Origin of the sequence: Roseovarius sp. ZX-A-9, from assembly GCF_028369135.1 — a bacterium.
Taxonomy (GTDB): domain Bacteria; phylum Pseudomonadota; class Alphaproteobacteria; order Rhodobacterales; family Rhodobacteraceae; genus Roseovarius.
In genome coordinates, this window is the sequence record NZ_JAPWHW010000001.1 from 488,572 (window position 1) to 510,063 (window position 21,492).

Below are 21,492 nucleotides of genomic sequence, written 5' to 3' on the forward strand. Positions count from 1 at the left end.
GAAGGGGTGGACGCGCTCTGGTTTTGCTGATGACTGAAAATGTCCCAGGGCGCCTTAAAAATTTCGACTTAGGAGATCAGACGCCAACCTCGGGGCCGAGGCACAAAAGCGGCTCGACGCTCTTTTCGACTTCGTAAAGTTCGGTGTTTTCGGGATTGTTCTCGAACCGTGCGATCAGGCCGCCACTGCCCTGCTGAAAGCTCCAGCATTGCGGATCTGGCTGGTTTTCGTACACGAAACAGATCAGCCCCGCCTCTTCATACCAGACGCCCTGCTGGCATTTTCCATCGAGGAAAGACCAGCGCACGCGGCGACCTTCGAGATATTCCTCGGCCCCGTAGGGCGAGCCAAGGCTGCCGTAATAAAAGGTTTTGCCGATAGTGTAGCGGTCAAATTCTTCCGCGCTCATCAGATCCTGCGCGGCGGCGGGCAGGGCCGAACATATCAGCACGAGAAAGAATGACAGGATGCGCATCATTCAATTCTGGCAGAGCGCATCGCCGGATTCCACATGTTTCGGCCCGGCTGCGCGGAATCAGGCCCAACGCGCCGCGCGTTTGTCCATGATCCGTCGCCAGAGGGGTGGAAAGAGCGCGATGGCGGCCATGACAGGTAGAGGCCGCGGCAGGATTGGCATGTCCTCGGATCGCAACTGCAACGCCGGATAGGGCCTGCTTGGCGTGACGTGGTGATCCGAATGGCGCGGCGCATTCAGCATGAGCGCCGACGAGTACCAGTGCGGTGCGTTCCAGGAATGTCGCGGACCGACCGGCTCCAACGAGCCATCGGCACACGTCTTGCGCCGCAGACCGTAATGCTGGACGTAGTCGGACAGGTAGATCTGCATCTGGGCGTAGAGACAGATCACCAGATAGATCACGACCCCGACCATGCCCAAGGCCAGATCCGTCAACAGTATACATCCCAGCCCGCCACCGACATAGAGCAGATAGGGGTGCCGCCAACCCGGCCTGCCGGCACGCGCCAGCATCGCCGTCTCGGCGGCATGGCCTGCGCGAAAGCTGCGCGGTGCCGCGCTGAGCGCGAAGCGGTAGAACCCCTGCCCCAGCGGCGGGCTGTTGGGATCGCGGTGACTGGCCACATGCACATGGTGCACGCGCAGATGGGCGCTGGCGTGATGGCCGATCAGCAGGCTGGTATATATCAGGCGCCCCATCAGACGCAGGGCGCGGGATGGTTTATGGATCAGCTCATGCGCGACAGGGTGGGATATCTGGCCAAAAACCAGCGCAGCGGCGCCACCGATCAGCGCCCGCTCTGCCAGTCCGAGCGCGCCGGGGCCTGCCACGGCCCAGACGGCGAGGGCCAGAAGTGCAAAATGCACGACCCCCAGCGTTGCCAGCAGCGCGGTACTGCCGGGAAATTCGGCCTCCGGATCGGCATTGACTGCCTCGCGCGCAACCAGTTGATCGAGCAGGGCAACAAATACAGTCATGTAAATCAGCCCCAGCGCGGTTGCGACGCCACCATAAGCCACCCCGAACGCAATGAGCGCGGCGGGCATCAGCGTGGCGATGGCAAATAGCAACACGTGGTTCGGCTCCGCTCGATGGGTACGATTGACGCCGAACATAGGGCAGGCGCAGTGGCATTCCAAAGCCTGAAAATCAACAATCCGACCACTTTCCCAACGCTTCTGAAGCGACGGGGGTCGCTTTTGGCCACGCTCGGGTGCCGACGCGGCGGTAAAGTTTGGTAAGATACATTTTTGAGGACCGGTTATGGCATTGGATGAACGCAAGGGCGTCTGGAAATCGGGCAAGGGCAAGGGCCGCCACACGCCGAAGGGGCGGCAACTGATGGATGGCCCTTGGGCCGAGGTAAAGGCGCTGCTGGGCGATACGCCGCGCCGCCGCGATCTGCTGATTGAATATCTGCACCTCATTCAGGACAGATACGGGCATCTGTCCGCCGCGCATCTGCGTGCGCTGGCCGAGGAAATGCGCATCTCGATGGCCGAAATCTATGAGGTCGCCACCTTCTACGCCCATTTCGATGTGGTCAAGGAAGGCGAGACACCGCCGCCCGCGCTGACAATCCGGGTGTGCGACTCGCTGTCATGCGAACTGGCCGGCGCGCAGGCGCTGAAATCTGCGTTGGAAGACGGTCTGGACGCAAGTCAGGTGCGCGTATTGCGCGCGCCCTGCATGGGGCGCTGTGACACGGCGCCGGTGCTGGAGCTGGGCCATAACCATATCGACCACGCCACGCCGGAAAAGGTGCAGGCGGCGATTGCTGCAAACGACACCCATGCGCATATCCCCGATTACGAGGGCTTCGAAGCCTACCGCGCCAATGGTGGCTATACCAAGCTGGCAGAATTGCGCGAGGGTGGTGATTTCGAGGCGGTGCAGACCGAATTGCTGAACGCAGGTCTGCGTGGCCTTGGCGGCGCGGGATTCCCGTCTGGCCGCAAATGGGGTTTCGTACGTGCCGAAGCCGGGCCGCGCTATCTGGCCGTGAATGGCGATGAGGGCGAGCCGGGCACGTTCAAGGACCGTTATTATCTGGAACGCGTGCCGCATCTGTTCCTGGAGGGCATGCTGATCGCCGCTTGGGCGATCGAGGCGGAAACCTGTTTCATCTACATGCGCGATGAATATCCCGCCGTGCTGCGTATCCTTGCCACCGAGATTGCCGCGCTGGAAGCGGCTGGCATCGTCAAGCCGGGCTATATCGAACTGCGGCGCGGTGCCGGTGCCTATATCTGCGGCGAAGAAAGCGCGATGATCGAGAGCATCGAAGGCAAGCGCGGCATGCCCCGTCATCGCCCGCCGTTCGTCGCACAGGTCGGTATCTTTAATCGTCCGACGCTGGTCAACAACGTCGAGACTCTGCACTGGGTTACGCGCATCCTGCGCGAGGGCGGCGCGATCCTGTCGGATGTCGAGAAAAACGGGCGCAAGGGGCTGCGGTCCTATTCGGTGTCCGGTCGGGTGAAGAACCCCGGCGTGCATCTTCTGCCCGCCGGATCGACCATCACCGATATCATCGCAGCCTGCGGCGGGATGCTTGATGGTCACAGCTTCAAGGCGTATCAGCCGGGCGGCCCGTCGTCAGGGCTTCTGCCTGCGTCGATGGATGATATCCCGCTGGATTTCGACACGCTGCAGCCGCATGGCACCTTCATCGGTTCTGCCGCTGTCGTCGTGCTGAGCGACAAGGACAGTGCCAAACAGGCGGCGCTCAACATGCTGCGGTTCTTCGAGGACGAGAGTTGCGGGCAATGCACACCCTGCCGGGTGGGCTGTGAAAAGGCGGTCAAGCTGATGAAGGCCGACCGCTGGGATCAGCCCCTGCTGACCGAGCTGTGCACCGCGATGGCCGATGCGTCGATCTGCGGCTTGGGTCAGGCCGCGCCGAACCCGATCCTGTCGACCCTCAAACATTTCCCGGATGAGGTCTAGGGCGCGAGGATCTCGCGCTCTTTGATGAAATTTCGGGCAGTTACCGGTCTTTTCTGTTTCTTCGAACGGTAACTGCCAATTTAGATGGATTACGCGGCGCCGCAGCATTATGGTCGCGGCGGGAGGACAAATCTGCGACGCGCCATGGCGCGATGGAGTTCCGTCCTGTGCTATCCGAAACAATCCTTGCCGATACAACCATCCGCAGGCTCTGGCGCAGTGATCTGTCCGATGTCGTCGACCATTTCCTGCGGCTCGACACGGAAACGCGCCGCTTGCGCTTTGGCGTGGCGCTAAAAGACTGCGCCCTGCGGCGCTATGCCGAGCGAGTGCTGGATTTCGACTCGGTCGTCTACGGGGCCTTTCCGGGTGGGCAACTTCGTGGCGTCGCCGAATTGCGCGGGTTTCTTGGCCAGTGGCCACCAAGCGCCGAGGCGGCCCTGTCGGTCGAGCGCGAGTGGCAGAATGCGGGACTCGGCGATGCCCTCTTCAGCCGTCTGATCGCAGCGGCGCAGAACCGCTCTATACGGACGCTGCACATGGTCTGCCTGCGCGAAAACGGACGGATGCAGCATCTGGCGCGCAAGCATGAGGCGGTGCTGCAATATACCGATGGCGATGTGGAGGCGACGATTGACCCACCGCGCGCGACCTTGTCGTCGTTGACCGAGGAAATCATCGGGGAATCGCGCGGTTTCGCCCGAACCCTGTTGCATCTGCCGTCCTCGGCGTAACTCCGATGCCCTTTGTGGGATGCCCCTTTTCAATCTTGGCCGACCCGACTACGTCATAGGAACCCAACCGAAAGGGCGCGACATGGCGTTTTTCAAGAAACTCAAGGACAAGCTCTTTAAATCGTCCTCGCGGATCGAGGACGGGCTGGATGCGATCATCGAAGACGGCGGCACAGCCGAGCCCGATCTGCCGGAGCCGCCACAACCGGATCCCGCCCCCGATACGACACCGGGGCCGATGCCCGCGACGATACCCGATCCCGGCCCGGACACCATACCGGACCCTGGTCCCGACACGATCCCCGATCCTGGACCATCCACCGTCCCTGATCCGAAACCCGACACGGTACCCGCCCCCAAGCCGGACATCGTGCCAGCACCCGATACCGCGCCCCGGCCCGATCCGGGTCCGCGCCCCGCGCCAGAGACCCCGACCGAGATTCCGGTAACGCCAAGGCAAACGCCGCCCGCCGCACCAGTAGAAGTGCCTGCACGTCCGGCCGATCCGATGCCGACGCAGTCACCGACGGAAATACCGCTCGACACATTGCCCAAGGGCACAGGGCAGGCAAAGCCGGGGTTGTTGGGGCGTCTGCTGGGCCGGGACGCTGCCAAGGCGCCGCTGCGCCGCGCGTTGGACGACGACATGCTGGAACAGCTCGAAGAGCTGCTGATCACCGCCGACATGGGGGTGGATACCGCGCTGCGTGTCACGGCGAACATGGCCGAGGGCCGCATGGGCAAGCGCCTGTCGACGGAAGAGATCAAGGAATTGCTGGCGCGTGAAATTGCCCGGATCATGGAGCCGGTTGCGCGCCCGCTGCCGCTTTATTCGAAAACCCCGCAGGTGGTGTTGGTGGTCGGCGTGAACGGATCGGGCAAAACGACCACGATCGGCAAGCTGGCCAGCCAGTTCCGCGCAGCAGGCAAAAAGGTGGTGATTGCCGCCGGTGACACCTTCCGCGCCGCGGCTGTGGAGCAATTGCAGATCTGGGGCGACCGGGCCGGTGTGCCGGTGCTGACCGCGCCCGAAGGGTCTGATCCGGCCAGCCTTGCCTTTGATGCGATGACCAAGGCCGAGGCAGACGGAGCGGACCTGTTGATGATCGACACGGCAGGACGGCTGCAAAACCGCGCCGACCTGATGGAGGAGCTGGCCAAGATCGTCCGCGTGATCCGCAAGAAAGACCCGAGCGCGCCGCACAACACATTGCTGGTGCTGGATGCGACCACAGGGCAGAACGCGCTCAGCCAGGTGGCAACGTTTCAAAAGCTGGCCGATGTGTCCGGATTGGTGATGACCAAGCTTGACGGGACCGCGAAGGGCGGCGTTCTGGTGGCGCTGGCGGACAAGTTCGGCCTGCCGATCCATGCCATCGGGGTGGGAGAGCAGATCGACGATCTGGCGCCCTTCGACCCCGAGGAATTCGCCGCTGCGCTGACCGGTCTGGAAAAATGATCTACGGCGACCTGATCACCCGGTTGGGTACCGTCGAAACAGTCGACGGTATCGCCAACAACTTCATCTTTCCGGTCTGATTAGGTGTCGTCGTGGGTGTCCATCCAACGCTCTGCCCCGCGCAGGACTGTTAGAACGACCACCACGATTCCCGTTGCCGGAAACGCGACGCCGGCGGTCACCGCCTTGATCGGGCGCAGGGGGTCGACGCTGATCCCGTCGCCGGTGCCAAAGGGCATGTTCGCCATATGAGTGACTGGCTGATCTCACTTGAAGGCACCGAAGCCGGGCATACACTTGCCCTTGGCCTGGCGCTGGCGGCCGCGCTTCTGCACGCGATCTTTGGCGCTCTGCAAAAGGGGCGGCATGATCCGTGGCTGACACGCGGGGCGGTCGATATATCTTACGCCATGATGGCGGCGCCTTTTGCGTTTTTTGTCGTGCCCTTTCCCGAACCGCATATGTGGGCCATCTTCGGCGTCGCATGGGCAATTCACACGGTCTACAAGATCCTGCAGGCGCAGGCCTATACCAAAGGTGCCTATACGGTGGTCTACCCGGTGGTGCGCGGCACAGGGCCGCTCTTTGCGGTCATCGGAGCCTATCTGATCTTTGGCGAAGTGTTCACGACGGTCCAGTGGCTGGGCGTTGGCGTCCTGCTGGCCGGGATTTTCGGGCTGGCGATCTACAACCTGATCTTTCTGGTGGCCGCGCGTGATACGCTGCACATGGCGCTGGGGCTGGCGGTCATTACTGGCCTGTTGGTCGCGCTCTATACCACCTATGACGCCTATGGCATCCGCGCGACGGCGAACCCGTTCACCTTCTTGGCGTGGTTCTTCTTTTTCGATGGCCTTGTGATGCCGGTCATTGCCTATCTACGATGGCGCGGAATGACGGCCCCACCCGCAATCGGCCCTCTGATGGTGCGCGGGGTCTTCGGCGGGGTGGTTGCGTTTGCCTCGTTCGGGTCGATCATGCTGGCCACGCGTCTGGACAAGGTCGGCGAGGCCGCCGTACTGCGCGAGACATCGACCGTCTTTGCCGCACTGATCGGCTGGCTGGTGCTGAAAGAAACCGTGGGTCCGCGACGCATTGCGCTGATGACCTTGATTGCACTCGGCGCGGTCATAGTTGAAATGGGTGGGTAGACCCCGAAAGGAAAGTACCGAAATGGCAGGCAAAGACATAAATGGCGGGCTGAAAACCGCACTGGAATTCGGCCCGATCCTGGGATTCTTCCTGGCCTATCTGTGGCTCAAGGGCCGGACCTTTGACATCGGCGGCACGGAATATGCAGGGTTTGTAGTGGTCACTGCCGGTTTCATCCCGGTCTTTCTGCTGTCCATCGCGGTCTTGTGGAAACTGACCGGGCATCTGTCGAAAATGCAGATCGTAACGGCTGTGCTCATCGTCGTCTTTGGTGGGCTCAGTGTATGGTTCAACGACCCGATGTTCTTCAAGATGAAGCCAACGATCATCTACCTGCTGTTCGGCGGCACGCTGGGCTTTGGACTGATGCGCGGGGAATCCTATCTGCAATCGCTGATGGAAGGGCTGATGCCGCTGACCGATGAAGGCTGGATGATCCTGACACGGCGGCTGATGTTCTTTTTCCTCGCGCTGGCGATCCTGAACGAAATCATCTGGCGCACCCAGTCAGAAGAAACATGGGTGTATTTCAAGACATTCGGGCTGACGGCGGCAATATTCGTGTTCTTCATCACCCAGGGCAAGCTGTTCAAAGAACACGGCACCGAAGAGGACGACGACAAGGAAACGCCGCCCCGCGCCTGATCAAGGGACTTGCCAAGGGTGGGCGGCCGAACGGGTAATGTCGCAAACTTTTTCGCTTCCAGCTTGATTGCCGATGTTGCAGAGCAGGGTCGGAAGAAACGGGTCCGTTGCATTAACTTGGTTCGACACGTTGAGAGCCGGGTCTGGTGTCTTTCACACGGTTTCTGGAAAGAGTTCGGCCACGAAGTCGATCTCGTTGGCCACGCCGATCTCGCAGTTTTCAAACTGTCCCTTGCGGATGGTGCGGAAAGTTTCGATGCCAGCGAGAGCCGCCTTGGCGCCGACCAGGGTTTGGAAGCCCCGCATAGGGCGAAGTCGCTGCTTTAGCGAGGCGTGGTCGCTTTTGATCCGGTTGTTGAGGTACTTGCGATCGACATGCCACTGCAACCTGCGCCAGGAACGGTGAGCGCCATAAGCCCACTCGCGAATCTCGGGGCCGAACTTGCGCACATAGCGATGGATAGTTGAGGCATCGGCGGTCACGCCACGCTCAGCCAGCAGGTTGCGCACATCCCTGCACGAAAGCGAGTAGCGACAGTACCAGCGCATTGCCATCAGGATGATCTCACGAGGAAACCGATGCCGTTAGAACGGATTATTGCGCTGTGCCATCGACCCCTCCACCATCACAAACAAGCCGAGCCTGCGACTTCCGCTGACTTAATGCAACGGTCCCGCAAGGCTTACCTGCCATCGATCGGCGAAAGCTCAGGCAGTCTCTCCAATGGATAATTCGGATGCAGGGTCCAGAAGTTTTGCTCGTCCAAGTCCAATGGCCGCAATGTACTGCCGGGAAAAGCACGGGTGCGCAGGGTCAACGCGATATCTGACATCACCCCAGGATTTTGACGAAAATACGAATGCCCGTACATGCCTCCAGCCGTCTCGACCTGAATGAAATACACCAGACCGATCCGCCCGAGGCTTTCCAGTTCTCCAGGTCTGAAATCCGCAGCTCTCGATGCCCCAAAACGTGGCACGCTGGTCAGCGTCGATGACAGGTGAAGAGCACTGTCGTTATCGTTGATATAGACGTTGATCTGCTCAAATGCTTCGGCAAAATGCTCGGCCATCAATCGTTGGCGCATAACACCTACATCCAGATCCGCAGCTGCCAGAATCAGCGTGCCGGTTTTCAAGGCCAGCTTTGGTTTTTTCCCTTTTGCCCGCTGCTCGATAATTAGTTCCCTTAGCGCCGAAGTCGCGATTTCGGTACCTCGCGAATGCGCAACAATGTCAATATCCTCCACTTCCGGAACGGCGGCCAGCATCCGCAGAAGTTCCTTGAGGTGGAAAATCGAAAACTCCCCCGCTTCACGATCTTTGAAATACCCGAAAACCCCATTGTTCCCTGCTGGCCAACTGAACGCGATTGGCAAGGATGCACGCCCGGTGAAATGCCACAGGTTCGCCAGCACCGTCAGAGAGTCATCAAAGTCGTTTTTCACCCCGTGCACATAGATCAGCATCCGGCCGTTCCCGGTACGTTTGATCTCTTCGCGGATGGCCGCCTGAAACAACCGGACCTGATGTTGATATTCAGCCTCTGGTCCCGGTAGGTTGTGAATACCTCCATCACGACGTTCAAACGGCAGCGGTGTTACCGGGAAACGTACAATTTCTTGGGCCGGTTGCGGGGTAAGTGTGGAAAATCTCTGGCCGGAATCCGAATGGGTTTGCCGCACAAGGTCCGCCCAATCCACGGCATCGCCAAATTGTACCTTGGCAGATCCGAAAACCATCGAATCCGACCGTGACGCGCTGTACCCGGCCAAAGCTCCGGCCTTTGTCACTGACGCTCTGTCGGTGACGAAGTACATCTGCGGCGCTACCGTTCTCAGGCTGTCGGGTACGTGCTCTGTCGGGTAGAATTTTCCCGTGCTGTACAAGTTTGGAGTCTTGGAAAGTTGGCCTGCAGAGTTGTCGCAGGCACTCAACACCGTGGCGAAAATCAGGGCCACTAGAAAGGTTCGCGTTATATAGATTTGCAATCCATGCCCCTATGTGTCCTGAAGGTTATGAAAAAATGGATAATTTTTAAATATCCATTCCCGCCCGATTTTCTCGACATATCTAACCCTTCTGACGACCTGGTCCGAGAGCGCCTTGACCTTGGGCGAATGAGATCTCGTGCCGGTCGCTGCGGATGGTTCAGTGCCCTGCCATTGCACCCTTCAGGCAGCGACCGACATTGAACACCTGCTGGGCTGACCTGCAAAAATCAAGACACAGCATTTCACGATCCCTTGTCCGGCAGCGCTCGCGACTAGACTTTCAGCACGTTTTTTCCGCTTAGTGGGCGGATCAACATGGGGGAGTGCGATGTCGACTGCTCGGGCGGAGGAAACGACGCTTGTTCAACTGCTTGCTGCCGGTGAGCGCACCGCATTCGAGCAGGTTTACCGCAAGCACAATTCATCACTGATCCGCGTCGCTGTAGGCATCGTTCGTAGCCGCGCGACGGCTGAAGAGGTGGCCCAGGAAACCTGGATCGCAGTTCTTAAAAACATCTGCGGCTTTGAAGGGCGGTCGTCGTTGGCAAGCTGGATATTCTCGATCCTGATCAACAAGGCCCGCAGCCGTGCCAAGCGCGACGGGCGCATGGTCTCGTTTGATGGCACGGGCGAGGACGACAATCTGGCTGCCGCCTTTGATGGTCGGGGTCGCTGGAAGGACATCCCCGAACTGTGGGAAGTCCTGACCCCCGAACGCATTTTGGAGGGGCGCAGCGTGATGGACCATGTGAATACCGCGATCGAAGCCCTGCCACCGGGCCAGCGATCGGTGATCATTCTGCGAGCCCAACAGGGGTTGGGTGCCGAAGAAGTCTGCGCCATCCTTGGCATCAGCGAAGGCAACATGCGGGTCTTGTTGCACCGGGCACGTCTGGGTGTTCGGGCCGCTCTCGACGGGCTGATGTGATGGGAGATCTTGCATGTCGCTGGACCTGTATTATTTTTTCGGACAGCTGTAACGCGGCAGCGTTCCGATTGTCCTGTTCATGTGAGGCACGTGAAAAGGACACCGCCAGATGTTGAGCTGCCAGGAAGTTGCAACCCGTGCAAGCGCCCTGATCGACGGGGAGTTGAGCACATGGGAAGGCCTCCAGATGCGTTTGCATCTTGCGATGTGCAAAGGCTGTGAACGGTTCATCGGCCAGGTGCGGACAACACGTGATCTGACCGAGAACCTGACTGCAGCCGATACGCATGAAGAGGCCGACGATGGCCGCATCAGCGAAATCCTTTCCAAGCTTCACGAAGAAAAGAAACAGGGCGGCTAAGGCCCCCGGAAAAGGAACCATAATATGAACAAGATCACAGCCGGCCTCGTCGCCGGGCTGATAGCGACCGTCGTTTTGTCGGTGATGATGTTGGCCAAGGGCATGATGGGCGTCATGCCGGAACTGGATGTCATCGCCATGCTCAGTGCCATGATGGGCGCGTCTGCTGCGATGGGGTGGCTGGGCCACTTCGTGATTGGCACGGTGGTTTGGGGTGGCGGGTTTGCACTTCTTTACGATCTGATTCCGGGCGGAACGGCCGTTGTCAAAGGCATCGTCTTTGGCGTGGCCGCGTGGCTTGGCATGATGATCATGGTCATGCCGATGGCCGGGGCCGGAATGTTCGGAATGGCCTTCGGGATCATGGCGCCGATGATGACTTTGGTGCTGCACATCGTCTACGGGGCCGTGCTGGGCATCGTGTTTCACATGCTCGTCGCGCCCAAGATGGCCACACACTGAGCACGACACTTTGAGTGCGGGCGGACACAGCTGCCGCCCGTGCCCAGAACCAGAGACATACTATATATGTGATAGTATCCGCTTTTCCGGCGCAAACGGTGCCACGCTGACGGCGGCTGGGCGGCACACTGATGGAGAACGGAATGAAGCATCCCCACAAATCTCCCGCTGCGAAGCCCAAGCGGATCAACCTGGCCCTGCAAGGTGGCGGTGCCCATGGCGCGTTCACCTGGGGCGTTCTGGATTATTTGCTGGAGGATGGAAGGTTGGAAATCGCAGCGATTTCCGGCACTTCCGCAGGGGCGATGAACGCCGTGGCCCTGGCCGATGGATACACTGCGGGCGGGGCCGATGGCGCGCGCGAAAAGTTGCATGGCTTCTGGCAGACCATGAGCGACGCCGCCAGAGGCAGCCCGATCAAACGCGCACCGATTGACGTGATGATGGGGTATTGGAGCCTTGATCGATCCTGGGGCTATCAGGTGATGGACGCGATGAGCCGGATGTTCTCGCCTTATCAGCTGAACCCGATGAACATGAACCCGTTGAAAGACGTGCTGGAATCCTGCGTGGATTTCGAGTGCGTGCGACACTGCGACAGCATCCAACTCTATATTTCCGCCACCAATGTGGAAACCGGCAAGGTCAAGGTTTTCGACAGCCGCCTGTTGACGGCGGATATGGTCATGGCCTCGGCCTGCCTGCCAAACGTCTTCCGGTCGGTGATCATTGATGGCGTGCCCTATTGGGACGGCGGCTATATTGGCAACCCGGCGTTGTTTCCGTTTCATAGCGGCTCTGACACCGCTGATATCGTCGTGGTGCAAATCAATCCGATCGAACGCAAAGGCGTGCCGCAAACCGCGCAGGAGATTCAGAACCGCGCCAACGAAATCAGCTTCAACTCCAGCCTTCTCAAGGAGCTGCGGGCCATCGATTTCGTGGCGCGGTTGATCGAAGAAGGCAAGCTGGACGAGGCCCAGTATCGGCTGGAACGTATCCACATCATTGAGAATGAAACGGCCCTGATGAAACTGGGGGCATCGTCAAAAATGAACGCGGAATGGGCCTTCCTGACACATCTGCGCGATCTGGGGCGCGAAACGGCCGCGTCCTGGCTGGATCGGAACTATACCGAAATTGGAACGCGTAGCACCGTGGATTTGCGCCGGATGTTTCAGGGGATCGGGCCGCAGCATCACGGCTAGTCGATGATCCGGAACGCCGTCATGGTATGATGTCGGCGCCGAAGGCCCAGACTGCCAGCGGAACGGGCATAACGGCCAGCGAAAGGGTCAGGGCCACGGCAACGGGCCTGAACAATCGACTGAGGCCCATAAGAAACACAATGCCACCGCCGCCGCCAATCACTGAATTGCCCGGCAGATTGATGGCGGCCGCCATGACCAGGTAGCGATAGCGGGTTATGAAGGGGCGAAGCCATCTCGGCGCGCGGCCGCGCATCAATATGACCCGCTCCGCGCGGCTGAGCGGTTGAATATGCTCCAGCAATGCGCAGGCCCGGCGCATGTGCAGGTCGGCCAGAATTCGGTGGAGGCGCACATAAGGCACCCATTCGCCAGCTGCATAGGCGATCAGAAGCCCCGAGACTGTGGCGAGGTAGAGCCAAGGGGCAATCCACGCGCCCTCGACGGCCAGCAGCGTCAAACCGATTTCGATCCCGGGCACGAACGGGACGGCAATCAGCAAAGCGTAGACCAATAGCAGCGCCACCAACATGCCGGCCTGAGCACCGGGATGGATGTTCGCAGTCCGCGCGGAGAACCAGGCGATCAACAGGTGAACGCCATAAGCCAGTATCAGCAAAAGGATCAGACGCTGCACGATGCGGAATATGCGCGTGGTCACGGTGCCTTGCGGGGCGTCGGGAAACTCAGCCATGCGGCCCCCTGCACAAACAGTCGGCAGTGGCGGTGGTCCATCGGTTGCCCGGATGTTCGCAGGGCGTGAATGTAGCCCTGCGCCAAGTGGTAAACCCTGCGCTGACTTCAGACGCGAGTGCCGCAAACGGCGGCAGTTCGACGGGCGTTAAACACTGGGCAGCGCGCGTCATGGTGATCAACCTTTCCGGAATCAACGTCTGCCAAGATGCAGGAAAGTCAAGGGAAAGGCCCCGGAAACCCAGCAATTCGAGCAGAGTTGGCATAGGCGTTTCGATGCAGCTGGATACTCACGAATTAGTGTAGCGCGGAAGTGAAACACTAGGGGCCCTCGCTTGTCACAAGTTCAAGACAAACGGAAGAAAAGTAAATGAAACGATTACTGATCGCCGCCGAGCTGCCGCTGGTTGCGGACGACGACAACGCGTTCACTTCTGACCACCTGGCCAACCAGAGCATTGCGAGAATATATTGAAACACACCTTGAGTTCGAAACGCGGGCAACATCCATGTACCGTGGTCGTTTCGACATATTGTCGTGTTTCAACTATTCATCAAAACGCTTTTGGCCGGACTGAGCCAGCCCGCGCCGAGATCCCATGTCATTGATCTTGCCCTTGTCCCTGCTCTTGGGCGCGATCTTGGGGGTCTCGGCGCATCGGGCCGGGTTATGCGCCGTCAAGGCCGTGGCAGAGGTGATGACCTCGGGCCGTGGCTGGATTCTCTGGTCATTTCTGAAGGCCTCATTGTGGGTGATCGGTCTGACCGCAATTGCGAGTATGCTGACGGACGGCATTGTCCTGCGTCACTGGCCGATAGGTTTGATTGGTGTGCTCGGCGGCCTGATCTTCGGTCTTGGGGCCGGGGCAAACGGGGCGTGCAGCTTTTCCACCTTGGTCCGATTGGCCGAAGGGCATGTCGTCATGCTGTTCACGCTGGCGGGCTGGCCGATTGGGATGGCCGGGGTCCACCTGCTATGGCGCGATTTGCACCAAACGCCGGTATTGGCGCAGAGCATCCCGGTCTGGTTCCTGTTCTTCCTCGGGCCTTGGATGCTGTGGGAGGTTCTGAATATCCTGCGGCGTCTTCGCGCCGAAGGATGGGGGCAATTGCGTGCGGCCCATTGGCCTTTGTCCCTTTCCATCGCTTTGCTGGCAATCGCAAATTTCGGAATTTTGTCGCTTGGAACGAAATGGTCTTTCACCTCGACAATGATCTGCGCGGTTCGGGCGGCGCCTTTGACGGGCTGTGCCAACGGCGCGGTTTTGTGGCTGATCTCGGCAGCGGCGATCCTCGGGATGGCCGGCTCTGCCGCGTTGCGGGGATCGTTCCGAATTCGCCGCGTCCGCGCCAAGGCCGCGTTGCGCCACGGGATGGCCGGGGTCGCCATGGGCGTAGGCGCCGCGCTGATCCCCGGCGGCAATGACGGGCTGATCCTGTTCGGGCTGCCCTCGCTGTCACCCCATGCCCTGCCGAGCTGGGGGGCGATCATCTTGGGCGTCACGCTCGCCTTGGTCCTGATGCGTGCGATGGGCCGCAAGATGCCTGCCATCCGCTGCGAATCCGACATCTGCCGTTCCAGCCTGTAACATAACGACGCCAATGGAGTCTCTTTAACAAGACCAGAGCACGTCAAACGGAGGATCCAGATGGCCGTCACTCTACGAGATTGCTGCGATTCACTCCTGAGCCGTATCGGGCGGCGCATGGCCAATCGGCTGAACCGCCCAAGCGCTGGATATACCCCCTTCACACCGTCGGATTTTGACACCCTGTGTCGCACGCTGCGGCCGGGTGACGTGCTTTTGGTCGAGGGGCAGGAGCAGATATCCAACGCTATTAAATATTTGACCCAATCCACATGGTCTCATGCCGCGATGTATGTGGGTGACAGCCTGCCTGCTACGCCGGGCGCGCAAGAGCGGCATCGCCTGATCGAGGTCAATCTGGGTGAAGGCTGCGTATCGGCGCCCGTGTCAAAATACGCGCATTTCAACACACGGATCTGCCGTCCCGTCGGTCTGTCGCCCGAGGAATGTCGCGCTGTGACCGATTTCATGGCCATGCGGCTGGGCCTGAAATACGATCTGCGCAACATCTTCGACCTTCTGCGCTACTTCTTTCCAACACCGCCTGTACCCGTGCGCTGGCGCAGGCGCATGTTGGCCTTTGGATCAGGCGATCCGACACGCGCGATCTGCTCGTCGTTGATCGCGCGGGCGTTTCAGTCGGTCCGCTATCCGATCCTGCCCGATGTGCGGGCGGTGAAGGCGCGGAACGAATGCAAATTTGCTAGACGTGAGATCATGCATATCCGCCACCATTCGCTGTTCACGCCACGCGATTTCGACCTGTCGCCGTATTTCCGGATCGTGAAGCCGCATCTGGACGACGGCTTTGATCATCATCTTCTGAAATGGTCCCCCGAACCTGCGCCAGAGCCGGAGCCGGAGCCGAAACTGGCAGACGGATCAGCGGCGTAGCGTGAGCGCCGTAAGGGCGCAAAGCGTCAAGCACAATGCGCCCATGACTGCGAACCAGCCAAAGAACCAGAACCGCCCGGCCAAGGTATTTTCAGAAAATGATACGATAAAAACGCTTTTGCCTTGCGTGGCTACGAACCCTGACGAGACCAGCGTCAGCCCACCCAAAATCGCAACAGGCCCGGATCGCATCCCAGCCCATCGCAAGCCGGCATAAGCCAGCAATCCTGCCCCGCTGCCGATCATTCCGGTTTTCACCGCCCACAACGGATGCGCGCCCAAGGTCTCGGTCAGGCCAAGCGCGCTGGCAGCCATCAAGATGGCGGTGATGACAATGGCGACGATGGCTTGGGTGTTCATTTCAGGGGTGAAGCCTTTCAGGGTAATGACAAGCCCGCCAGCGGCTAGGCATCGTCGGGATCATGTGTGACCATCAGTGTCGGAGCGGCGCGGGACTTTACATGGGCGAAGGTGAATGCGCGCATGTCATCGCGCGGCACTGTCAGGTTGCTGGAGCTTATATGGGTTCCGTCGCGATCTGATCGCGTTAAATCCGGCTTCTGTTTGCCTCTATGGCTCCATCCCGTCTAGGTAGTCCTTCCCATCCTCTACGATGTCGGGTGCCAGTTCATTGCGGCGGAATAGATCACGGAAGCGCTGTAGGCTGGTTGCCATTTCGGAGCGCATATCAGCTAGCGCCATGACAAGAGGGCCAAGGGGTCGCCACACAGGGCTTAGAAGAGCCGCGTGTGTGGCATCTGTTACCTTTGGTCGACCATCGTCCCCACGCGTAACTGTGCCCTCCATGATGGCCTCTGCGGCGGCCCTGAGGCCATCCAGTTGCGCTGTTGCCTCCTGCTCTCTGGCCTCGACCACTTCCTCACGCTTTTTGAGGACGGTTTCACGGGCGGCCTGTTCGGCTTGTTGATCCTGCAGAGCGCGGGCGCCCTCATCGAGGACACGCTGCTTCTCTTCCATCTGGACTATACTCTCGACTAACCGCCTTTCATAGGTGGCCAGCGTCCTAACATTTGTCGCTGTCCGTTCTTCTTCGTCGCGCATCTTCGTAATACGGCTTTGAAGCTTTTCAATCTGGGCCGCCTTTTCGCGGATCTCTTTGGGAAGGTCGCTGTGCAATTCCTGGACAGAACGGTGAACGGTTTTCGATCTGGGCTCTCCATCGGCTATTCTCTGGGCCTTGGGCTTACCTCTGACAATCTGTGGCGCAAATTCTGCGATAGCCTGGGCGGCGACGTCTTGCACTCGCTTTGCCATGCTGGGCGTGAGCACCTTCGATAGGGGCTGACCATCAGGGCGGACAGCCGGCATCTGCCCGTGACCATGCGGGGCGGTCTCGTCCCGGTGAGCGACAAGGCCGGTTACCTCTGATCCAAGAAGGGAGGCCACGGCCTCGGCTACGGCCTTATACGCGGCGTCCTGCTGGGCTTTGGATAGGGCTTCGAAGATTGGCTGTGCTGCTTTTCCGAAGGTGATGATGAAGCAACTGGCTACGGCCGCATCTTTCCTCATGGCGCGCTGTGTGGGACGGTTGGCACGGTGGGCTAAACAGACCCGGCGCAACGCCGAGGGCTGGGCAGGCTCGATGATCGTAGAGTTATCGGCCATCCGTGCTCGATCGACATAATCCGGAATGTGACCCGTGCGCAGATCGTGATAGCGCGCAGCCTTTGCGCGGCCCATTGCGCGGTGCTCGATCCTGACAGAAATGGCAAAGCTCTTTTCCTCCATCCTGCCAAGGTAGTCGGGGAAGGTGAAAATCGATTTAATAAATAAAGCCCCAGAGATTTCTTAAAAGATGAACGGGATAGCTTGCCTGCCGATCTCGTGCGCTCGGGAACCTACTAGCCATAACCTGTGGTTACGTCTCTCCGGCGACGGGCTGCACCGCCCCCTTTCGAAACCCCACGGCAGATTTCCTTTATCTTTTTCATTGGACCTGTCGCGCTTTCGTGCCGCCCCCGGTGCTCGTTTAGGCCACCTTCCGTTCGGAAGCGACTGGGCTTTTCCAACCCAGTGCTGAATGGCGGCGGCGCGGGTTGTAGAAGCCGTTGATGTATTCGAAGATTGCCATCTCGGCCTGCCGCCGTGTTTCCCATGACCGTCGCCAGATCAGCTCTGCCTTGATGGTTTTGAAGAACGTCTCGACGGGGGCATTGAAGCTCCTATATTCGTCAAGGAGCGATCTGAGCTGATTTGGACACGCAAAGCTGGCTGTAGATTTCGCGAACGATATAGCGTTTCAAACAGCGAATGATTTCACTTTTGCTCTTTCCGTCCTTTGTGCGTTTTTTGGGGATTGCCAAGTTGATCACGGCTTTGCGTCGGGATAGGCGATCATCATGAGAACTTCACCAACAATGCCGCGCCTGAAGGGCTTTCGTTTTCCCCGCGAGATCATCTCCTATGCCGTCTGGGCTTACCATCAGTTTGCACTCAGCACGGCCGATGTCGAGGATCTGCTTGCTGAGCGTGGCGTGGTCGTCAGCCGGGAGACCATTCGGCTATGGATAAACCGGTTCGGTCCCCATTTTGCCAACTGCATCCGAAGGGATCGGCCGACACCTGCAGACAAGTGGCATCTTGACGAGGTGGCGGTGCCGATCAATGGCGTGAAACACTGGCTTTGGCGGGCGGTCGACGCAGACGGAGCTGTGCTCGACATTTTCGTTCAGCGACAGCGAAACGCGAAAGCCGCGCGACGTTTCCTGAAGCGGCTTGTCACCCAATTTGGCCACCCGCGCGTTGTGATCACAGACAAGCTCCGCAGCTATTTCAAGCCAGTCCACGATTTTGCGCCGGGCGCAGATCATCGCGCGCATAAAGGCCTCAACAATCTGATCGAAGGGTCACACCGGCCGACGCGGCGACGGGAAAAGATCATGGGAAGGTTCAAATCACCGAGGCAGGCGCAAAGGTTCCTTGCTGCCCACGACCAGATCAGCATCATCTTCCGCCCCCGCCGCTATCGACTTTCCACCATCTCCTACCGTCATGCCAGAGCCGATGCCTTCGGCCTGTGGGACGATTATGCCGCCGAGATGACGCCTGATTGCGAGAAATCACCACTCCTGCAATCTACGTCAAATAACTTGGCAATGCCCTCTAGACCACTTCGAGCGGCAAGCCTTCTCATGCGGTGCGCTGACATTTCGAGATATGCCTGCTCGTCGTCGCTCACATGGATGGTCAGGGGATTGGGTCTATCGGTAATGCTCATCTTTCCCGATCCATGTCACGCTTTGGGGCGGGGGGCCTTTTCGAGGGTTTTGATTGTGCAGGCTTCTTCGACCAATCCTTCTTGGTTGGCTGCTCCGTCTGGCGTTCCTGCTCGATCTGGCGCGAGTGCTCCCTGAGATATGCAGCCGCTTGGTCGCGGGTGATTTTGCCCTGACCTAGCTGCTCCATCATCTCGACGTGCTCCAACCCCTTGGCTTCCTGTAGCTCATAGTCATTTTGGGACAGGAACATATCAGCACACAGAAGGGCTGTGCGCTTATTGCCTTGTTCGAAAGAGTGGTTGCGCGAAACGCCTTCCGCATAGCTTGCGGCAAGCTGAAAGGTGTCAGTTTCATCATAGGCATGAAGGTTTTTTGGGCGTCCAAGCGCCGACTCTAACAAGCCTCTATCTCTTACGAAATGCGGCTCGTTAGAGCGCTCCACCACCTTCATGTTGATGCGTATGACTTCCTCAGGGGTCAGCCAGTTCGGCTCACTCATCGCTTGGCAAGCTCAGCCAACGTATTGCTATGGCGATTCAGGCTGCGCTCTAGGCGATCTTCAAATTCTGGCGACACATCGCCAACCAAACGGCGATACTCATCTGCTGACAAAAGCACGAGGCGGTCACGCTGGTGGCTTGTGATAATCACAGGCTCGCTCATCGCTGCATCGCTAAAAGCGCCAATATTGTTCTTAAACTCTGTTGCTGTAACTCGTGTCATAGCGGCCTCCTTTGTTGACCACCATTATATGGCTAAAATGTCCATTTTGTCCACAGGAACGTATTCCTAACGACTTCTGTTGGAAAAACAATTTAACCCACATCGCCACCGTGCTGGCCGCTGGTATCCGCGCCGACTTACCGGAGAAGGGTCGCCTTGCCCTGTTTTCCGGCCATTCCTTGCGCACTGGCCTTGCCAGTGGCGCCGAGGTTGACGAACGCTATATCCAGAAGCAGCTCGGCCATGCCTCTGCCGAAATGACCCGGCGCTATCAGCGCCGCCGCGACCGGTTCCGCGTGAACCTCACCAAGGCCGCGGGATTGTGATGGTCAGCCCTCCATCAGATAGGCTGTCAGGTTCTGACGAGCATGCAATATGCGGATGATCTCAACCCGTTGCCCCGCTACTTGGTAGACTACCAGATGCTTGCCACTGGAATGAATCCGCACAGGCGGCGAGAACTCAGTCCTCTCTCGTGCCATCTCCGGAAATTCGGCAAGCAAGTCGAAAAGTGCAAACAGACCATCCGCATAACGATCCGCCTGATCTATGCCCCAAGTATCTGAACCGTATAACCAGATGTCGGACAGATCAGTCTCAGCGGCAGGCCGAACGGTCCACCCTCTATCTGCGGGCATATTTGGAACGCATTACGGATTTGAAGGCTTGCTGATCAAGCCGCTTCGCTGGTCCGCTGGCAAGGCCGCGGTCAATTTCCGCTTGCAGTTCCGAGATGGCTTCTTACCGAGCACGGTCGCGTCTTATCAGGTCGCGCACATAGTCGCTGGAATTGGCATACCGACCAGCCTTGGTCTGATCTTCAACCCAACTCTTCATCGGGTCGGGCAGCGATATGTTCATGGTTCCCATTCGTAGTCTCCTTTGAAAATACGCTATGGCAAAGTTTGCCATAAGGCAAGGGCCGCTCATGCAATCAGAGCTAAAGGGTCGTTCAGTAGCGAAATCTAAAATTGCAAACGGCCCGTTTTCATGCCCCTGATAGGCTATGCCCGCGTTTCCACAGACGGCCAGACCCCCCTGCCACAGTCTGAGGCCCTGCAAACTGTGGGATGCCTCGAGATTTTTGAAGAACACGCCTCAGGCGGCAATCGTGCGCGGCCAGTACTTGCCCGCGTGCTCGAACGCGTCCAGAGCGGCGACACGCTGGTCGTCGTGCGGATCGACCGGCTTGCGCGGTCTCTGTCGCACTTGCTGAAGGTGATCGAACGGCTTTGTCATGTTATTGACGCGCCCCGGCCGCCCGCATGGCCATCTGTCATGATCAGCAAAGCTTCACAGCCTTGCTTGCAGGGCTTCCGTTTCCCTCGGCCCGTCATTTACTATGCCGTCTAGGCGTACCATCGGTTTGCCCTGAGCCTGCGTGACGTGGAGGATCTGTTGGCCGAACGCAGCGTAATCGTCTTGTATGAAAGCATCCAGGTATGGTGCCAGCGGTTCGGAACACAGATAGCGGCCAAGATCCGTCGCGATCGCCCGGCTCCTGCCGACAAATGGCACCTCGACGAGGTCGTGATTTCAATTCGTGGGCGAAAACATTGGCTTTGGCGAGCGGTCGACGCCAACGGAGACGTACTGGAGATACTGTTGCAAAGTCGCAGAGATGCCCATGCTGCCAAGCGTTTCCTGAATAAGTTGATGAAACGATGGGGTGTGCCGCGTGTCCTTGTGACAAACAAACTGCGCAGCTATGGCGCGGCCGTCCGTGATCTTTGCCCAAGCGTAGATCATCGTTCCCACAAGGGGTTGAACAACCAATCCGAGGCGTCGCATCGACACACACGACGAAGAGAAAAGACCATGGGCCGTTTCAAATCCCCGCGCCAAGCGCAGAATTTCCTACCCGTCCACGATCAGACCACCAACATCTTTCGACCAAAGCGTCACAGCCTTTCCACAAAATCCTACCGCCAATCTCGGGCTGACGCGTTCAGCCTGTAGAACAACTATTTGGCCGAAGTGGGA

23 protein-coding genes and 5 pseudogenes are annotated in these 21,492 nt (G+C 59.0%); 15 read left to right on the forward strand and 13 right to left on the reverse strand.

The window, feature by feature from the left end; translation table 11 throughout:
- Positions 1 to 76 precede the first annotated feature (76 nt).
- Together O3306_RS02255 and O3306_RS02260 are read right to left on the reverse strand one after the other, a co-directional pair.
- The gene (locus tag O3306_RS02255) at positions 77 to 475 is read right to left on the reverse strand and encodes a hypothetical protein (RefSeq protein ID WP_272002831.1); all 399 of its coding nucleotides are present in this window, start codon (positions 473 to 475) and stop codon (positions 77 to 79) included.
- Between the two features lie 60 nt (positions 476 to 535).
- Positions 536 to 1,552, reverse strand: coding sequence for an alkane 1-monooxygenase (locus O3306_RS02260; protein WP_272002701.1), 1,017 nt, complete (start codon positions 1,550 to 1,552; stop codon positions 536 to 538).
- A 190-nt stretch (positions 1,553 to 1,742) separates the two neighbouring features.
- On the opposite strand from O3306_RS02260, the gene O3306_RS02265 reads away from it, so the two are divergent.
- From O3306_RS02265 to ftsY, 3 genes are all read left to right on the forward strand, one after another.
- A complete protein-coding gene (locus O3306_RS02265) occupies positions 1,743 to 3,428 on the forward strand; it encodes an NAD(P)H-dependent oxidoreductase subunit E (RefSeq protein WP_272002704.1) in 1,686 nt (561 codons plus the stop codon).
- Between the two features lie 167 nt (positions 3,429 to 3,595).
- Positions 3,596 to 4,162, forward strand: a complete 567-nt coding sequence (locus O3306_RS02270) for a GNAT family N-acetyltransferase (protein ID WP_272002705.1) — start codon at positions 3,596 to 3,598, stop codon at positions 4,160 to 4,162.
- An 82-nt stretch (positions 4,163 to 4,244) separates the two neighbouring features.
- Positions 4,245 to 5,621, forward strand: a complete 1,377-nt coding sequence (gene ftsY / locus O3306_RS02275) for a signal recognition particle-docking protein FtsY (RefSeq protein ID WP_272002707.1) — start codon at positions 4,245 to 4,247, stop codon at positions 5,619 to 5,621.
- Between the two features lie 80 nt (positions 5,622 to 5,701).
- Here the strand turns inward: ftsY and O3306_RS02280 are convergent, their stop codons facing one another.
- The gene (locus tag O3306_RS02280; protein ID WP_272002710.1) at positions 5,702 to 5,869 is read right to left on the reverse strand and encodes a hypothetical protein; all 168 of its coding nucleotides are present in this window, start codon (positions 5,867 to 5,869) and stop codon (positions 5,702 to 5,704) included.
- Here O3306_RS02280 and O3306_RS02285 point away from each other — a divergent pair, their 5' ends adjacent.
- A complete protein-coding gene (locus O3306_RS02285; RefSeq protein WP_272002713.1) occupies positions 5,870 to 6,772 on the forward strand; it encodes an EamA family transporter in 903 nt (300 codons plus the stop codon).
- A 22-nt stretch (positions 6,773 to 6,794) separates the two neighbouring features.
- Positions 6,795 to 7,418, forward strand: coding sequence for an inner membrane-spanning protein YciB (locus tag O3306_RS02290; RefSeq protein ID WP_272002715.1), 624 nt, complete (start codon positions 6,795 to 6,797; stop codon positions 7,416 to 7,418).
- Positions 7,419 to 7,571: 153 nt separating this feature from the next.
- Here O3306_RS02290 and O3306_RS02295 read toward each other — a convergent pair whose 3' ends face one another.
- Positions 7,572 to 7,973, reverse strand: coding sequence for a DDE-type integrase/transposase/recombinase (locus tag O3306_RS02295; RefSeq protein WP_272002718.1), 402 nt, complete (start codon positions 7,971 to 7,973; stop codon positions 7,572 to 7,574).
- A 128-nt stretch (positions 7,974 to 8,101) separates the two neighbouring features.
- Positions 8,102 to 9,379, reverse strand: a complete 1,278-nt coding sequence (locus O3306_RS02300; protein WP_272002721.1) for an alpha/beta hydrolase — start codon at positions 9,377 to 9,379, stop codon at positions 8,102 to 8,104.
- A gap of 361 nt (positions 9,380 to 9,740) precedes the next feature.
- Here O3306_RS02300 and O3306_RS02305 point away from each other — a divergent pair, with 361 nt between their 5' ends.
- From O3306_RS02305 to O3306_RS02320, 4 genes are all read left to right on the forward strand, one after another.
- Positions 9,741 to 10,340 (forward strand): RNA polymerase sigma factor, encoded by a 600-nt coding sequence (locus O3306_RS02305; RefSeq protein WP_272002724.1) that lies wholly within the window; start codon positions 9,741 to 9,743, stop codon positions 10,338 to 10,340.
- Positions 10,341 to 10,449: 109 nt separating this feature from the next.
- Positions 10,450 to 10,701 carry a zf-HC2 domain-containing protein gene (locus O3306_RS02310; protein WP_272002727.1) on the forward strand — a complete coding sequence of 84 codons (252 nt, stop codon included), beginning with the start codon at positions 10,450 to 10,452 and terminating at the stop codon, positions 10,699 to 10,701.
- Positions 10,702 to 10,725: 24 nt separating this feature from the next.
- Positions 10,726 to 11,163 carry a DUF6789 family protein gene (locus O3306_RS02315; protein WP_272002730.1) on the forward strand — a complete coding sequence of 146 codons (438 nt, stop codon included), beginning with the start codon at positions 10,726 to 10,728 and terminating at the stop codon, positions 11,161 to 11,163.
- Between the two features lie 143 nt (positions 11,164 to 11,306).
- Complete coding sequence (locus O3306_RS02320) at positions 11,307 to 12,371, forward strand: patatin-like phospholipase family protein (protein ID WP_272002733.1); 1,065 nt, start codon at positions 11,307 to 11,309, stop codon at positions 12,369 to 12,371.
- Between the two features lie 19 nt (positions 12,372 to 12,390).
- Here O3306_RS02320 and O3306_RS02325 read toward each other — a convergent pair whose 3' ends face one another.
- Complete coding sequence (locus O3306_RS02325) at positions 12,391 to 13,065, reverse strand: hypothetical protein (RefSeq protein ID WP_272002735.1); 675 nt, start codon at positions 13,063 to 13,065, stop codon at positions 12,391 to 12,393.
- Positions 13,066 to 13,663: 598 nt separating this feature from the next.
- Here O3306_RS02325 and O3306_RS02330 point away from each other — a divergent pair.
- Both O3306_RS02330 and O3306_RS02335 read left to right on the forward strand, forming a co-directional pair.
- Entirely contained in the window at positions 13,664 to 14,653 is a 990-nt protein-coding gene (locus O3306_RS02330; RefSeq protein WP_272002738.1) for a YeeE/YedE thiosulfate transporter family protein, read from the forward strand.
- A gap of 60 nt (positions 14,654 to 14,713) precedes the next feature.
- The gene (locus tag O3306_RS02335; RefSeq protein ID WP_272002742.1) at positions 14,714 to 15,547 is read left to right on the forward strand and encodes a lipo-like protein; all 834 of its coding nucleotides are present in this window, start codon (positions 14,714 to 14,716) and stop codon (positions 15,545 to 15,547) included.
- Here O3306_RS02335 and O3306_RS02340 read toward each other — a convergent pair.
- From O3306_RS02340 to O3306_RS02350, 3 genes and pseudogenes are all read right to left on the reverse strand, one after another.
- The gene (locus O3306_RS02340; RefSeq protein ID WP_272002745.1) at positions 15,536 to 15,907 is read right to left on the reverse strand and encodes a hypothetical protein; all 372 of its coding nucleotides are present in this window, start codon (positions 15,905 to 15,907) and stop codon (positions 15,536 to 15,538) included. The two genes, O3306_RS02335 and O3306_RS02340, sit on opposite strands and share 12 nt — an antisense overlap.
- 210 nt (positions 15,908 to 16,117) lie before the next feature.
- On the reverse strand, positions 16,118 to 17,296 hold the full coding sequence (locus O3306_RS02345) for a plasmid recombination protein (protein ID WP_334312337.1): 1,179 nt from the start codon (positions 17,294 to 17,296) through the stop codon (positions 16,118 to 16,120).
- Between the two features lie 241 nt (positions 17,297 to 17,537).
- Positions 17,538 to 17,723 (reverse strand): annotated as a pseudogene (locus O3306_RS02350) (IS3 family transposase); the annotation flags it as partial.
- Between the two features lie 184 nt (positions 17,724 to 17,907).
- Between O3306_RS02350 and O3306_RS02355 the strand changes: the two are divergent.
- Positions 17,908 to 18,609, forward strand: a pseudogene (locus O3306_RS02355) (IS6 family transposase); the annotation flags it as partial.
- A gap of 172 nt (positions 18,610 to 18,781) precedes the next feature.
- Here O3306_RS02355 and O3306_RS02360 read toward each other — a convergent pair.
- Complete coding sequence (locus O3306_RS02360; protein ID WP_272002747.1) at positions 18,782 to 19,285, reverse strand: type II toxin-antitoxin system death-on-curing family toxin; 504 nt, start codon at positions 19,283 to 19,285, stop codon at positions 18,782 to 18,784.
- Positions 19,282 to 19,509 carry a type II toxin-antitoxin system Phd/YefM family antitoxin gene (locus O3306_RS02365; RefSeq protein WP_272002750.1) on the reverse strand — a complete coding sequence of 76 codons (228 nt, stop codon included), beginning with the start codon at positions 19,507 to 19,509 and terminating at the stop codon, positions 19,282 to 19,284. Before O3306_RS02365 ends, O3306_RS02360 begins: the two co-directional genes overlap by 4 nt.
- Before the next feature lie 107 nt (positions 19,510 to 19,616).
- Here O3306_RS02365 and O3306_RS02370 point away from each other — a divergent pair.
- Positions 19,617 to 19,835: pseudogene (locus O3306_RS02370) on the forward strand (integrase); the annotation flags it as partial.
- Positions 19,836 to 19,838: 3 nt separating this feature from the next.
- On the opposite strand, the gene O3306_RS02375 reads toward O3306_RS02370, so the two are convergent.
- Entirely contained in the window at positions 19,839 to 20,147 is a 309-nt protein-coding gene (locus O3306_RS02375) for a type II toxin-antitoxin system RelE/ParE family toxin (RefSeq protein WP_272002753.1), read from the reverse strand.
- A 103-nt stretch (positions 20,148 to 20,250) separates the two neighbouring features.
- Entirely contained in the window at positions 20,251 to 20,379 is a 129-nt protein-coding gene (locus O3306_RS02380) for a ribbon-helix-helix domain-containing protein (protein ID WP_272002756.1), read from the reverse strand.
- 120 nt (positions 20,380 to 20,499) lie between these two features.
- Here O3306_RS02380 and O3306_RS02385 point away from each other — a divergent pair.
- Positions 20,500 to 20,742: pseudogene (locus O3306_RS02385) on the forward strand (recombinase family protein); the annotation flags it as partial.
- 45 nt (positions 20,743 to 20,787) lie between these two features.
- Positions 20,788 to 21,468, forward strand: a pseudogene (locus O3306_RS02390) (IS6 family transposase).
- Positions 21,469 to 21,492 lie beyond the last annotated feature (24 nt).

Bases quoted from the DNA above. Each gene is read 5' to 3' on its own strand.
- O3306_RS02255 (WP_272002831.1), bottom strand. From the start codon at position 475: ATGCGCATCCTGTCATTCTTTCTCGTGCTGATATGTTCGGCCCTGCCC.
- O3306_RS02265 (WP_272002704.1), top strand. From the start codon at position 1,743: ATGGCATTGGATGAACGCAAGGGCGTCTGGAAATCGGGCAAGGGCAAG.
- ftsY (WP_272002707.1), top strand. From the start codon at position 4,245: ATGGCGTTTTTCAAGAAACTCAAGGACAAGCTCTTTAAATCGTCCTCG.
- O3306_RS02280 (WP_272002710.1), bottom strand. From the start codon at position 5,869: ATGGCGAACATGCCCTTTGGCACCGGCGACGGGATCAGCGTCGACCCC.
- O3306_RS02285 (WP_272002713.1), top strand. From the start codon at position 5,870: ATGAGTGACTGGCTGATCTCACTTGAAGGCACCGAAGCCGGGCATACA.
- O3306_RS02290 (WP_272002715.1), top strand. From the start codon at position 6,795: ATGGCAGGCAAAGACATAAATGGCGGGCTGAAAACCGCACTGGAATTC.
- O3306_RS02295 (WP_272002718.1), bottom strand. From the start codon at position 7,973: ATGGCAATGCGCTGGTACTGTCGCTACTCGCTTTCGTGCAGGGATGTG.
- O3306_RS02305 (WP_272002724.1), top strand. From the start codon at position 9,741: ATGTCGACTGCTCGGGCGGAGGAAACGACGCTTGTTCAACTGCTTGCT.
- O3306_RS02310 (WP_272002727.1), top strand. From the start codon at position 10,450: ATGTTGAGCTGCCAGGAAGTTGCAACCCGTGCAAGCGCCCTGATCGAC.
- O3306_RS02315 (WP_272002730.1), top strand. From the start codon at position 10,726: ATGAACAAGATCACAGCCGGCCTCGTCGCCGGGCTGATAGCGACCGTC.
- O3306_RS02320 (WP_272002733.1), top strand. From the start codon at position 11,307: ATGAAGCATCCCCACAAATCTCCCGCTGCGAAGCCCAAGCGGATCAAC.
- O3306_RS02325 (WP_272002735.1), bottom strand. From the start codon at position 13,065: ATGGCTGAGTTTCCCGACGCCCCGCAAGGCACCGTGACCACGCGCATA.
- O3306_RS02330 (WP_272002738.1), top strand. From the start codon at position 13,664: ATGTCATTGATCTTGCCCTTGTCCCTGCTCTTGGGCGCGATCTTGGGG.
- O3306_RS02335 (WP_272002742.1), top strand. From the start codon at position 14,714: ATGGCCGTCACTCTACGAGATTGCTGCGATTCACTCCTGAGCCGTATC.
- O3306_RS02340 (WP_272002745.1), bottom strand. From the start codon at position 15,907: ATGAACACCCAAGCCATCGTCGCCATTGTCATCACCGCCATCTTGATG.
- O3306_RS02345 (WP_334312337.1), bottom strand. From the start codon at position 17,296: ATGGAGGAAAAGAGCTTTGCCATTTCTGTCAGGATCGAGCACCGCGCA.
- O3306_RS02360 (WP_272002747.1), bottom strand. From the start codon at position 19,285: ATGAGTGAGCCGAACTGGCTGACCCCTGAGGAAGTCATACGCATCAAC.
- O3306_RS02365 (WP_272002750.1), bottom strand. From the start codon at position 19,509: ATGACACGAGTTACAGCAACAGAGTTTAAGAACAATATTGGCGCTTTT.
- O3306_RS02375 (WP_272002753.1), bottom strand. From the start codon at position 20,147: ATGCCCGCAGATAGAGGGTGGACCGTTCGGCCTGCCGCTGAGACTGAT.
- O3306_RS02380 (WP_272002756.1), bottom strand. From the start codon at position 20,379: ATGGGAACCATGAACATATCGCTGCCCGACCCGATGAAGAGTTGGGTT.